The sequence below is a fragment of the Acidovorax delafieldii genome, from assembly GCF_007993815.1.
Taxonomy (GTDB): Bacteria; Pseudomonadota; Gammaproteobacteria; order Burkholderiales; family Burkholderiaceae_C; genus Acidovorax; species Acidovorax delafieldii.
Window position 1 is genome coordinate 262,921 of the sequence record NZ_VJWE01000011.1, and the last position, 13,158, is coordinate 276,078.

At 66.3% G+C, this 13,158-nt stretch carries 9 protein-coding genes and 1 riboswitch; of the genes, 4 read left to right on the forward strand and 5 right to left on the reverse strand.

Going from position 1 to position 13,158, the window contains the following annotated elements; genetic code table 11:
- The first annotated feature begins 2 nt into the window (after nt 1-2).
- Genes gspN through ATF69_RS03940 form a run of 3 tightly spaced genes read left to right on the forward strand, consistent with a single transcriptional unit; the run spans nt 3 to nt 4,509 of the window.
- Complete coding sequence (gene gspN, locus ATF69_RS03930; RefSeq protein WP_099731216.1) at nt 3-815, forward strand: type II secretion system protein N; 813 nt, start codon at nt 3-5, stop codon at nt 813-815.
- A 4-nt stretch (nt 816-819) separates the two neighbouring features.
- Entirely contained in the window at nt 820-3,099 is a 2,280-nt protein-coding gene (gene gspD / locus ATF69_RS03935) for a type II secretion system secretin GspD (RefSeq protein ID WP_146869953.1), read from the forward strand.
- Between the two features lie 21 nt (nt 3,100-3,120).
- A complete protein-coding gene (locus ATF69_RS03940; protein WP_121941984.1) occupies nt 3,121-4,509 on the forward strand; it encodes a GspE/PulE family protein in 1,389 nt (462 codons plus the stop codon).
- A gap of 66 nt (nt 4,510-4,575) precedes the next feature.
- On the opposite strand, the gene ATF69_RS03945 is transcribed toward ATF69_RS03940, so the two are convergent.
- From ATF69_RS03945 to lpxC, 4 genes are all read right to left on the reverse strand, one after another.
- On the reverse strand, nt 4,576-6,234 hold the full coding sequence (locus tag ATF69_RS03945; protein ID WP_056059188.1) for a methyl-accepting chemotaxis protein: 1,659 nt from the start codon (nt 6,232-6,234) through the stop codon (nt 4,576-4,578).
- Between the two features lie 193 nt (nt 6,235-6,427).
- The gene (gene thiC / locus ATF69_RS03950; RefSeq protein ID WP_099732224.1) at nt 6,428-8,305 is read right to left on the reverse strand and encodes a phosphomethylpyrimidine synthase ThiC; all 1,878 of its coding nucleotides are present in this window, start codon (nt 8,303-8,305) and stop codon (nt 6,428-6,430) included.
- A 148-nt stretch (nt 8,306-8,453) separates the two neighbouring features.
- Nucleotides 8,454-8,577, reverse strand: a riboswitch (TPP riboswitch).
- Nucleotides 8,578-8,619: 42 nt separating this feature from the next.
- On the reverse strand, nt 8,620-8,796 hold the full coding sequence (locus tag ATF69_RS23135) for a hypothetical protein (RefSeq protein WP_015012563.1): 177 nt from the start codon (nt 8,794-8,796) through the stop codon (nt 8,620-8,622).
- Between the two features lie 12 nt (nt 8,797-8,808).
- Nucleotides 8,809-9,732 (reverse strand): UDP-3-O-acyl-N-acetylglucosamine deacetylase, encoded by a 924-nt coding sequence (gene lpxC, locus ATF69_RS03955; RefSeq protein WP_015012562.1) that lies wholly within the window; start codon nt 9,730-9,732, stop codon nt 8,809-8,811.
- 193 nt (nt 9,733-9,925) lie between these two features.
- Here lpxC and ATF69_RS03960 point away from each other — a divergent pair, with 193 nt between their 5' ends.
- Complete coding sequence (locus tag ATF69_RS03960) at nt 9,926-11,707, forward strand: methyl-accepting chemotaxis protein (protein ID WP_146869954.1); 1,782 nt, start codon at nt 9,926-9,928, stop codon at nt 11,705-11,707.
- A 140-nt stretch (nt 11,708-11,847) separates the two neighbouring features.
- Here the strand turns inward: ATF69_RS03960 and ftsZ are convergent, their stop codons facing one another.
- Complete coding sequence (gene ftsZ, locus ATF69_RS03965; protein WP_056059196.1) at nt 11,848-13,089, reverse strand: cell division protein FtsZ; 1,242 nt, start codon at nt 13,087-13,089, stop codon at nt 11,848-11,850.
- Between the last annotated feature and the right edge of the window lie 69 nt (nt 13,090-13,158).

A 13,158-nucleotide genomic window follows, 5' to 3' on the forward strand; every position in this document is an offset into this window, starting at 1 on the left:
CCGTGGCCCGCAACCTCCGTCCGACACGTCCAGCCCCCAGCTCCGCCCCCCGCACGGCGTGGGGCTGGGCATGGGCCGGTGCGCTGGCCGGCGTGCTACCCGCCGTGGCAGCCTTTGCGCCCGCGCACTGGCTGGCCGGCGGCGTGGCACGCGCTACCCAGGGACAGGTGCTGTTGCTGCAGCCAAGGGGCACGGTATGGACCGGCTCGGCCCAACTGGTGTTGACTGGTGGCCAGGCCAGCAAAGACAGCGCCGCCCTGCCCGGCCGGGTGGACTGGCAGCTGCGCCCCACCTGGGGCGGGCTAAGCGCCCAACTGCACGCAGGCTGCTGCACGCCCGAGCCCCTGCGGGCCCAGGTGCACCTGCGCTGGGCCGGCCCGCAAATCACTGTGGCCGACGGCCAGAGCCAGTGGCCGGCGGCCTTGCTGGCGGGCCTGGGCACCCCCTGGAACACACTGCAGCCGCAGGGGCAGCTGGCACTGCAAACACGCGCGCTGACGGCGCAATGGGCTGCTGGCCGCATGGTGCTGTCGGGCCAGGCCCAGATGGATGCGCGGGCCATGTCCTCGCGCCTGTCCACCCTGCGCCCCATGGGCAGCTACCGGCTGGTGCTGCAGGGCGGCGAGGTGCCCACGCTTGCCCTCAGCACCCTCGACGGGGCCCTGCAACTGAGCGGCAGCGGCCAGTGGGTGGGCAACCGCCTGCGCTTTGCGGGCGAGGCCAGCGCCACCCCCGAGCGGGAGGCCGCACTGTCCAATCTTCTGAACATCATCGGACGGCGCAATGGCGCGCGCTCCATCATCACCGTGGGTTGAATCTATGACTTTCCTGTTTGCTCCACGTCTGCGTTTCACTCTCAAAACCATAGCAGCCAGCGCAATATTTACCTGCGCCTGTGGCCAGATTGGCGCCCAGACGGCGGTGGACACCCGCACCGGCAGCGTACGCCCCAGCGAACCCGTCACGCTCAACTTTGCCAACGCCGAGATCGAGGCCGTGGCCCGCACCATGGCCACCATCACCGGCCGCAACGTGGTGGTGGACCCACGGGTCAAAGGCCAGCTCAACCTCGTGACCGAGCGCGCGGTGACGCCTGCCGCCGCGTTCCAGCAGTTCCTGGCCGCGCTGCGCCTGCAAGGCTTCACGGTGGTGGAGGCGGCCGGCTTGTACAAGGTGGTGCCCGAGGCCGACGCCAAGCTGCAGGGCGGCAGCGTGAGCGTGGTGCAGGGCAACGCGGGCAGCGCGCCCGGCGGTGGGCAGATCGTCACGCAGATCTTCAAGCTCAACTTCGAAAACGCCGCCAATCTGGTGCCGGTGCTGCGCCCGCTCATCAGCCCCAACAACACCATCAACGTGAACCCCGGCAACAACTCGCTGGTGATCACCGACTATGCCGACAACCTGCAGCGCCTGGCGCGCATCGTGGCGGCCATGGATGTGTCCAACGCCAGCGATGTGGAGGTGATTCCGCTCAAGAACGCGATTGCCAGCGACCTGGCACCGCTGGTGTCGCGCCTGATCGACGGCGGCAGCGCCAACGGGGGTGCCGCAGCCGCGGCCGCGCCCGGCCAGGCCGACACCGCGTTCAAGACCACCCTCATCGCCGAGCCGCGCAGCAACTCGCTGATCCTGCGTGCCGCCAACCCGGCCCGCGTGGCCCAGGTGCGCGCACTGGTGGCCCAGCTGGACCAGGCCCCCGCGCCCGGCAGCAGCGCGGCCAGCGGCAACATCCATGTGGTCTACCTCAAGAACGCCGACGCCACCAAGCTGGCCACCACCCTGCGCGCCGCCATGGCGGCCATGGGTGGCGGCAATGGCGGTGCGGCCAGCAGCGGTGGCGGTGCCAGCTCGCCCGCACCCAGCACCGGGCTGAGCACCGGGGGCATGCTGTCCACCAACGGCAGCTCGTCCGGCAGCAGCACCAGCGGCGGCCTGGGATCCAGCACCAGCGCCATGGGCACCAGCAGCACCAACAACAACCAGCCCTCCACCGGCGGTCAGATCCAGGCCGACCCCACCACCAACTCGCTCATCATCACCGCGCCCGAGCCGCTGTACCGCCAGCTGCGCGACGTGATCGACAAGCTCGACGGCCGCCGCGCGCAGGTGCTGGTCGAGAGCCTGATCGTCGAGGTCTCTGCCAACAAGGTGGCCGAGTTCGGCATCCAGTGGCAGGGCATTCTGGGCAAAAACGGCGATGGCACCGTGGGCGTGATCGGCACCAACTCCGGCGCGGCCGGTGCCAACATTCTGAACGTGACAGCCGCCCTGGCCTCGGGCTCCACCAACTCCATCGCGACGGCGGCCAGTTCGCTGGGCAAGGGCCTGAACCTGGCGCTCGCACCGCGCATCAACGGCCAGTACTACCTGGGCGCGCTGGCGAACTTCCTGCAGAACAGCGGCGATGCCAACGTGCTCTCCACCCCCAACCTGATGACGCTGGACAACGAAGAGGCGCGCATCATCATCGGAAACAACGTGCCCTTCGTGACCGGCTCGTACGCCAACAGCACCGGCAGCAGCACGGTGAACCCGTTCACCACGGTGGAGCGCAAGGACGTGGGCCTGATGCTCAAGGTGCGTCCGCAGATCAGCGAGAACGGCACGGTGAAGATGGCGATCTACCAGGAGGTCTCCAAGATCGACACCGCCACGCTGAGCAACGCCAACGGCCCCACCACCAGCAAGCGCTCCATCGAGTCGAACGTGGTGGTGGACGATGGCAGCATCATCGTGATTGGCGGCCTGCTGGAAGACAGCTACTCGCAAGGCCAGGACAAGGTGCCGGTGATGGGGGACATCCCGGTGCTGGGCAACCTGTTCCGCAGCGAGAACCGCACCCGCAACAAGACCAACCTGATGGTGTTCCTGCGCCCCATTGTGGTGCGTGATAACGCCACCAGCGACGCATTGATGATGGACCGCTACGAGGCCATCCGCGCGCTGCAGCAGACCACCCAGCCCGCGCCCAGCGTGGTGATGAAGTCGGTGTCCGGCGCGCCCATCCTGCCCGCGCTGCCACAGCGCGCAGAGCCCGGCGCAGCCACGGTGCCTGCGCAGCCGCTGGCCCCGCTGCCCGCAGAGACTTCGCCACGCTGAAGAAGAGAAGAGCCGCCACCCATGCGCCACCCCCTGCCCTACGCCTTTGCCCGCACCGCCCAGCTGCTGCTGGAGGACGACGGCCACCAGCTGGTGCTGTGGCACGGCCCCAGCCCCGACGCGGGCGCGCTGTCCGAAGTGCTGCGCAAGCACCCGGTGCAGCAACTGCTTGCGCTCGATGCCCCGGCCCTGGCCCAGCGCATCAGCGCGGCCTATTCGCACAGCGAATCGAGCGCCGCCACCGTGGTGAGCGAGGTCGAGAGCGACGCCGACCTCTCGCGCATGATGCAGGAGCTGCCGGCCGTCGAGGACTTGCTGGAATCAGCCGGCGACGCGCCCATCATCCGCATGCTCAACGCCCTGCTCACGCAGGCCGCGCGCGACGGCGCGAGCGATATCCACATCGAGCCCTACGAGCGCCACAGCAGCGTGCGCTTTCGCGTGGATGGCACGCTGCGCGAAGTGGTGCAGCCCAACCGCGCGCTGCACGCCGCATTGATCTCGCGCCTGAAGATCATGGCCGACCTGGACATCAGCGAAAAACGCCTGCCCCAGGACGGCCGCATCAGCCTGCGCCTGGGCACGCGCGCCATCGACGTGCGCGTCTCCACCCTGCCCAGCGCGCACGGCGAGCGCGCTGTGCTGCGCCTGCTGGACAAGAGTGAAAGCAAGCTCAGCCTGGAGGCCGTGGGCATGCAGGGCGACACCCTGCGCCGCTTTGAGGGCCTGATCGGCCAGCCGCACGGCATCATCCTGGTCACCGGCCCCACGGGCTCGGGCAAGACGACCACGCTGTATGCGGCGCTGGGCCGGCTCGACGCCACGCGCAACAACATCATGACGGTGGAAGACCCCATCGAATACGAGCTGCCGGGCGTGGGCCAGACCCAGGTCAACAGCAAGATCGAGCTGACCTTTGCCAAAGCGCTGCGCGCCATCCTGCGGCAGGACCCGGACATCATCATGATTGGTGAAATCCGCGACTTCGAGACCGCGCAGATTGCCATCCAGGCCTCGCTCACGGGTCACCTGGTGCTGGCCACCCTGCACACCAACGACGCGGCCAGCGCGGTCACGCGCCTGACCGACATGGGTGTGGAGCCCTTCCTGCTGTCGTCGTCGCTACTGGGCGTGCTGGCCCAGCGCCTGGTGCGCAAGTTCTGCAGCCACTGCCACGGCAGCGGGTGTGAGCACTGCGGCCAGACGGGCTACACCGGCCGCACGGGCGTGTTCGAGTTGCTGGTGACCACGGACGCGATCCGGGCACAGATCCACAACCAGGCCTCAGAGGCCGACATCCGCACCGCAGCGCTGGCGGGTGGCATGGCGCTGATGCGGGACGATGGCGAACGCCTGATTGCCGCCGGCATCACCAGCCGCGAAGAAGTGCTGCGGGTGACGCGGGACTGATTTGCTACGTTTTTGATAGCTGCTAGCGCATGAAGCACTAGCGCTACCAGCCAAAAACACTTCAAACTACCGGATCTGCAGCGCGGGCCGGCGCCCCACCTGGGCCATCGCAGGTGCGGCGGGCGTTGCAGGTGCCGAGGTGCTAAACGCCGGGGATGCCGTCGCGCCATCCTGCAGCTTGAACTGGCTGACCGCGCTGTTGAGGTGGTGCGCCTGCTCGCGCAGCGACTCGGACGCTGCGGTGGACTCCTCCACCAGTGCCGCGTTCTGCTGGGTCATCTGGTCGAGCTGCGTGACCGACTGGCTGATCTGGCCGATGTTGTCGCTTTGCTCGGCCGACGAAGCGGTGATCTCCGCAATGATGTCGGACACGCGCCGCACGCTGCTCACGATCTCGGTCATGGTTTGGCCGGCCTGGCTTACCAGGCGCGAGCCGTCTTCGACCCGCTCCACCGACGAACCGATCAGGCCCTTGATCTCCTTGGCCGCTTCGGCGCTGCGCTGCGCCAGGTTGCGCACCTCGCTGGCCACCACCGCAAAGCCACGGCCCTGCTCACCGGCACGGGCGGCTTCCACCGCCGCGTTGAGCGCCAGGATGTTGGTCTGGAACGCAATCGAATCGATCACGCCCGTGATGTCGGCAATCTTGCGCGAGCTGGTGGTGATCTGGTCCATGGTGGTCACCACCTGCGACACCACGGCGCCACCGCGCGCAGCCACCTCGGCGGCGGACGAGGCAAAGTCGCTGGCCTGGCGCGAGGCCTGGGCGCTTTGCTGCACGGTGCTGGTCAGCACCTCCATCGACGAGGCGGTCTCTTCCAGGTTGGCCGCTGTCTGCTCGGTGCGGTGGCTCAGGTCATGGTTGCCGCTGGCGATCTCGGAGCTGGCGGTGGAGATGTTGCCCGCCGCGTCCTGCACCTGGCGCACCAGGTCACGCAACGAGTCCTGCATGCGGCCCATGGCGCCCACCAGCTGGCCCACTTCATCCTGGTTCATGGCTGCCACATCGCGCGACAAATCGCCACTGGCAATGCGTTCGGCCAGCTCCTGTGCCTGTCCGAGGGACTTGGTGATGGAACGCACGCTGAAGAACGTGAGCGGAATCAGCACCGCCAGCGCCAGCACCAGGCCCACACCAATCAGTGCGGCCATGGTGGAGGTGCGCGATTCGACACCCGCGCGGGCCTCGTCCATCTGCGCACGTGCCGAACCCGCCAGGCTGGAGAACAGCTTGTCGGTGGCTTCCATGTGGACCTTCAGGCGGTCGGCGTAGGCGCCGCCCCCTGCGCCGTCGAGCTGCGCGCCCTCGATCTTTTCGAAGATGGGTGAGATGCCGGTTTCGTACTGCTTGATCTCATCGAGCGATTTGTCGATCGAGGCCACAAACTCGGCATCGCCCGACTGCACTTGCCGCACATCGGCCAGGCGCTTGCGCAGGGAGGTCAGGGTTTTGGCCCAGGACTCGCGCAGGGCAGAGACCTCGACCGAGTTGTTGAAGTTGATGATGATGTCTTTTTCGGTCCGGCGCAGGTCACCCAGGGTGGTGCGCAGCTCGGACATGTCGGTCAGCGTCTGCACGCGTTCTGAAAACAGCACCTGCAGCGTGCCGCGCGTTCGGTCCAGGGCCACGTAGCCCATGGCACCAATGACGACCAGAAGGATCAGGGAAAAGACGGTTCCGAAGTAGAGACGCGTGCGGATGGAGAAGCGGCCGAGAGCATTCATGGCTCTTCCTTACATTTTTTAACAGACAGTCCAGCATAGCAAATTTGGTGCCACACACACCCCCCGCCTTCTGGGCCGGGGGTGGGCGGGACTATATGCCGGGCAAGACGGTCCACCGCACAGGGTAAGCACGGCCCCGGGGCCCTGTTTCAGGGAATCCTCGGGGCCAGTAGCTGCGCTTATTGCGCTGCTGTCACACGGGCTTGAGCGGGATGTACAGCTCGCCCCCGCCCTTCTGGAACTCCGCCGCCTTGGTCTGCATGCCCTGGGCCAGGGCGTCAGCCTCGGCCACACCCTTCTGGGCGGCGAAGTCACGCACCTCCTGGGTGATCTTCATCGAGCAGAACTTGGGGCCACACATCGAGCAGAAATGCGCCACCTTGGCCGAGTCCTTGGGCAGGGTCTCGTCGTGGTATTCCTTGGCGGTCTCAGGGTCCAGGCCCAGGTTGAACTGGTCCTGCCAGCGGAAGTCAAAGCGCGCCTGGCTGAGCGCATCATCGCGCGAGCGAGCGCCGGGGTGGCCCTTGGCCACATCGGCCGCGTGGGCGGCGATCTTGTAGGCAATGATCCCCTGCTTCACGTCGTCGCGGTCGGGCAGTCCCAGGTGCTCCTTGGGCGTCACGTAGCACAACATGGCCGTGCCCATCCAGCCGATCATGGCCGCGCCAATGGCCGAGGCAATGTGGTCGTAGCCGGGGGCGATGTCGATGGTCAGCGGGCCCAGGGTGTAGAAAGGCGCCTCGTGGCAGGTCTTGAGCTGCTCGGTCATGTTGGCCTGGATCATGTGCATGGGCACATGGCCCGGGCCTTCGATCATGGTCTGCACGTCGTGCTTCCAGGCCACCTGGGTCAGCTCGCCCAGCGTGTGCAGCTCGGCAAATTGCGCTTCGTCGTTGGCATCGGACGCGCAGCCAGGCCGCAGGCCGTCACCCAGGCTGAACGACACGTCGTACGCCTTCATGATGTCGCAGATGTCTTCGAAGTGCTCGTACAAAAAGCTCTCGCGGTGGTGCGCCATGCACCACTTGGCCATGATGGAGCCGCCGCGCGAGACGATGCCCGTGCGCCGCTGCGCCGTGAGGTGGATGTAAGCGAGGCGCACGCCCGCATGGATGGTGAAGTAATCCACGCCCTGCTCGGCCTGCTCGATGAGCGTGTCGCGGAAGATCGCCCAGGTCAGGTCTTCGGCCACGCCACCCACTTTTTCGAGCGCCTGGTAGATCGGCACCGTGCCGATGGGCACAGGGCTGTTGCGCACGATCCAGTCGCGTGTGGTGTGGATGTTCTTGCCAGTGGACAGGTCCATCACGTTGTCGGCCCCCCAGCGGATGGCCCAGACGAGCTTTTCCACTTCTTCTTCGATGCTGGAGGTGACAGCCGAGTTACCGATGTTGGCGTTGATCTTGACCAGGAAGTTGCGGCCAATCGCCATCGGTTCCACCTCGGGGTGGTTGATGTTGGCGGGGATGATGGCGCGGCCCCGAGCCACTTCGTCGCGCACAAATTCGGGGGTGATGATGCGCGGGATGCTCGCGCCCATCGGGTTGCCCATCAGGCGCTTTTCACGGCCTGCGTCGGCCATGTACTGTTCCATCCACTCACGCTTGCCGTTTTCGCGGATGGCGACGTATTCCATCTCGGGCGTGACGATGCCCTTCTTGGCGTAGTGCATCTGCGTGACATTGGCACCCGCCTTGGCGCGCAGGGGCTTGCGCTGCAAGGCGGCGGCCTCGGCGCGCAGCTGGGCGAGGCGGGTGGCATCTTCGCTCTTTTGGCCGTCGTCCAGCGCTACGGGGGCGCGGCCTTCGTAGTGCTCCACATCGCCACGGCCGGCGATCCAGCTACCGCGCACGCTGGCCAGGCCCTTGCGCACGTCGATCACGGCTTCAGGGTCGGTGTAAGGACCGGAGGTGTCGTATACGCTGACCAGCTCGCCGTTGGTGAGCGCGATGTCGCGAACGGGCACGCGCAGGTCGGTGTGCAGATGGCCGGGGATATAGGCCTTGCGGGATGCGGGGAAGGGTTCGCGGGTGCGTGCGAGCAGCTCGGCGAACTTTTCAGGGGCAGCCAGTGTGGCGTGGGGGTCGGGGGCGTTCATGGGCAGGTCTCCTGGTTCCGGTGGCGGTGGGTCTGCTCCGGAATGGACCTGTGCGCCCCTCGGGTGGCTGCGCATGGCAGCACCTGAGGCAAGGCGTGTCCACAGGGAGTGCGGGCACGGGGACAAGGAGGTCGGCTCTTCTTCCGCCGGTATGAACCGGATCAAGTTCGTCGGGTTCGCAAGCTCGCCTGAATTCCTTCAGGACTCTTGCATCTCAGCGCATCAGCACACCCCGGAGCAGGCGCGAGTATAGGCCAGAGAAAAAACGGCGGTGCAGAGCCCGCGCATCAGGCGAGGCGGCCGATGAGGATCACCGCAAAGAAAAAGACGGCGGCAATCACTGTCCACTTGAGGATGACGAGCCCCAGGCGCTTGTAGCGCGGCTGCCCTGTGCCCGCGTAAAACGCGAACGACACGGCCGCCGCCAGGAGCAGCAGCATGGCCAGCCAGCGAAAGATCAACATGGCAAACGGGCCCTACCAGGCGCGCGCAGGCTGCGCAAAGCCGGTGGGAGCCTGGCGCTCGTCCTCGAACGTGACCACCTCCCAGGCATCACGCTGGGCCAGCAGCTCGCGCAGCAAGAGGTTGTTCATGGCATGGCCCGAGCGGAACGCACTGTAGGCGGCCAGCAGCGGCTTGCCGATGAGGTACAGGTCACCCATGGCATCCAGGATCTTGTGCTTCACGAACTCGTCGTCATAGCGCAGGCCGTCGCTGTTGAGCACCTTGTAGTCGTCCATCACGATGGCGTTGTCCAGCCCGCCGCCCAGCGCCAGGCCGTTGGAGCGCATCATCTCCACATCGCGGGTGAAGCCGAAGGTGCGGGCGCGGGCAATGTCGCGGCTGTAGTTGCCTTGCCCCAGGTCAAACTCCACACGCTGGCCGGTGGAGTCCACGGCCGGGTGGTCGAAGTCGATTTCGAAGCTGAGCTTGTAGCCGTGGTACGGCGTGAGGCGCGCCCACTTGGCGTTGGCGCCCTCGCCCTCGCGCACCTCCACGGGCCGGGTGACGCGGATGAAGCGCTTGGGTGCGTTCTGCAGCTCCACCCCGGCGCTTTGCAACAGGAACACAAACGAGGCCGAAGACCCATCGAGGATGGGGACCTCTTCGGCCGTGATGTCCACGTACAGGTTGTCGATGCCCAGCCCCGCACAGGCCGACATCAGGTGCTCCACCGTGTGCACCTTGGCATTGCCCACCGCGATGGTGGACGCCAGCCTCGTATCCGTCACAGCCTCGGCACGGATGGGAATGTCCACCGGCTGCGGCAGATCCACCCGCCGGAACACGATGCCTGTGTCCGGCTGCGCGGGCCGCAGGGTCAACTCGACCCGTTGGCCGCTGTGCAGACCCACGCCTACGGCGCGGGTCAGGGTCTTGAGGGTGCGTTGCTGGAGCATCTGCGCATTTTAGTTTCTGCGGCACCGCCCCGCACGTGCCGAGGTCTTGTCGCTCCGCAAAGCAACGCGTACGTAGAGCTACCGCCGCGTTTTCACCTACTGTGCAGGCCCCATGGTTCGCCGCACAATTTGGTACAGAGGGCCTTAACAACCACAACATGAACACACGACACCCGCCCCACAGGAGACTCCCATGAGCAAACTCAGTTTCAAGATGAAAGTCATGCTCATGATCGGCACCGCGCTCACGGCGCTGCTGATCATGGCCATCCTGTCACTCCTCCAGGAGCGGCGACTGATCACCGAGTCCCGCAAGGACCTGCTGACCACCGCCGTCCAGTCCGCACACAGCATCGTGGTCGGTTACCAGGCCAAGGCCGCGAGCGGCGCCATGTCGGTGGAAGACGCGCAGAAGGCTGCCAAGGACGCCCTGCGCATTGCACGCTACGGCGGCCCCGAGGGCAAGACCGAATATTTCTACATCTGGACCACCGAGGGCGTGGGCGTGATGCACCCCTTCAAGACCGAGTGGGACGGGCAGGACATGCTCGGCAAGGTCAAGGATGGTTCGGGCGTGGACATCATCGGCCTGCTGGTAAACGGCATGCGCAGCAGCAAGGACGGCAAGGCCTTTGTGCCCACCATGTTCGCGCGCCCCGGCCAGCAGACACCCGTGCCCAAGCTGCAGTACATCGTCAAAGTGGACGGCTGGAACTGGATGGTGGGCTCCGGGCTGTATACGGACGACGTCGATGCCATGCTGCGCCAGGCCCTGTGGTCGAGCCTTGCTCTGGTGGTGGCGGTGTTTGTGGCGGTGGGGGTGATCGGCCTGCTGGTGTCGCGCTCGGTGTTGCGCCAGATTGGTGGCGAACCCACCCACGCCATTGCCATCATGTCCGAAGTGGCCGAAGGCAACCTCGACGCCCAGATCCCTGCCGCCCCACCGGGCTCCATGCTCGATGGCTTGGCCCACATGGTGGCCTCGCTGCGCAAGCTGGTGACCGAGGTACGGTCGGCCACGGACAGCATTGCTACGGCGTCGGGGGAAATTGCCCAGGGCAACAACGACCTGGCCCACCGCACCGAAGACACGGCCAGCAACCTGCAAACCACCGCCAGCAGCATGGAGGAGCTCACCAGCACCGTGAAGCAGACATCGGACTCCGCGCAAACCGCCAACCAGATGGCAACTTCAGCGGCTGCCGTGGCGGCGCGCGGAGGGGAAGTGGTGTCCCGAGTGGTATCCACCATGCAGGACATCAACGCCAGCAGCAACAAGATCAGCGACATCATCGGCGTCATCGACGGGATCGCGTTCCAGACCAACATCCTGGCGCTCAACGCCGCCGTCGAGGCAGCGCGCGCAGGTGAACAGGGTCGCGGTTTCGCGGTGGTCGCCAGCGAAGTACGCAGCCTGGCACAGCGCAGCGCTGCAGCCGCCAAGGAAATCAAGACATTGATCGACGCTTCCGTGGAGAAGGTGGCATCGGGCACACAACTGGTGGGCAATGCAGGCGCCACCATGACCGAGATCGTGGACAGCGTTCAACGCGTGACGGACATCATTGGAGAAATCCGCTCGGCCACCTCGGAGCAGAGCCAGGGCATTGCCCAGGTCAACACCGCCGTGAACCAGCTGGACCAGATGACCCAACAGAACTCAGCGCTGGTGGAGCAGTCGGCTGCAGCAGCAGACAGCCTGCGCGAGCAAGCCATGAAGCTCACCCAGGTGGTGGCGCTGTTCCGCGTGAACGGCAGCACCTCCGCGCCCGCCCCGGCCAGCCGCCCCGCAGCTGCGCCCCGCCCCGCCGTGGCACCTGCCGTGCGTGCGGCAGCGCCCCGCCCGGCCCTGGCCAAGGCGCCGGCAGCCCCTCGTGCTGCTGCGCCTTCACCCGCGCCAGCGGCGGCATTGCCCCCCAAGGCAAGCAGCCCCAAGCCTGCGGCTGACAATAACGATGACTGGGAATCTTTCTGACCACTCAGAGGCCTGGGGCGGCCCAGGCCTGAGAGCCTGCTGACGTTCGCCCAGTCAAAAAGCCCTACCAGCTTGCGCCGGCAGGGCTTTTTGTCTTGCAGCCTCCGGGAGGGGGCCGCAGGGTGCGATCTGCGCGGTTGTCAGTCCGCTTGCTTGCGCAGGAAGGCGGGGATTTCCAGGTCATCCATACCGCCGGACGACAGGGCATCCACGCGGGCTGCGGCCTGCGTGCGGTTGGTACGCCACACGCTGGGTACCGACATGCTGCCATAGTCGGCCTGCGCGCTGCCCGTGTGGCCGCCTTGCACGCCCACGGCACCACCCAGCGTACCCACACCGGCGACAGGCATTTGGTAGGCCATGTTGTCCGTACCAGTGCGCAGGCCACCCTGCACCACCGAGATGGGCTGCCGGCGCGCATTGGCACGCGACAGACCCGTGGCCACCACGGTCACGCGGATCTCGTCGCCCAGGCTTTCGTCATAGGCAGCACCAAAGATCACGTGCGCGTCGGTCGATGCGTAGGCGTTGATGGTGTTCATGGCCTGGCGTGACTCGGACAGCTTGAGGCTGCCCTTGCTGGCCGTGACCAGCACCAGCACACCCTTGGCGCCCGACAGGTCGATGCCTTCGAGCAGCGGGCAGGCGATGGCCTGCTCGGCTGCGATGCGTGCGCGGTCTGGGCCGCTGGCCGTGGCCGTGCCCATCATGGCCTTGCCCGGCTCGCCCATCACGGTGCGCACGTCTTCAAAGTCCACGTTCACCTGGCCGTATTCGTTGATGATCTCAGCGATACCGCCCACAGCGTTCTTGAGCACGTCATTGGCGTGCGCAAAGGCCTCGTCCTGGGTGATGTCGTCGCCCAGCACGTCCAGCAGCTTCTCGTTGAGCACAACAATCAGCGAGTCCACGTTGGCTTCCAGTTCGGCCAGGCCATCGTCCGCATTCTTCATGCGGCGACCGCCTTCCCAGTCGAAAGGCTTGGTGACCACGCCCACCGTCAGGATGCCCATCTCCTTGGCCACGCGCGCGATCACGGGCGCAGCGCCCGTGCCCGTGCCGCCGCCCATGCCCGCCGTGATGAACAGCATGTGGGCGCCAGAGATGGCTTCACGGATATCGGCCACCGCCGCCTCAGCCGCATCGCGGGCCTTCTCGGGCTTGCCCCCAGCACCCAGGCCGCTGTTGCCCAGCTGGATGACGCGGTGCGCCGAGCTGCGCGTGAGCGCCTGTGCATCGGTGTTGGCGCTGACAAACTCCACGCCCTGCACGCTGCGGGCAATCATGTGCTCGACGGCATTGCTGCCGCCACCGCCCACACCGATCACCTTGATCTGGGTGCCCTGGTTGAATTCTTCGGCTTCGATCATTTCGATGGTCATCTTGGAGCTCCTGGTTCTAAATTCGTATGCAATTGCCAATTGAGAGATGGGATCATTTTTCTTGTAGTG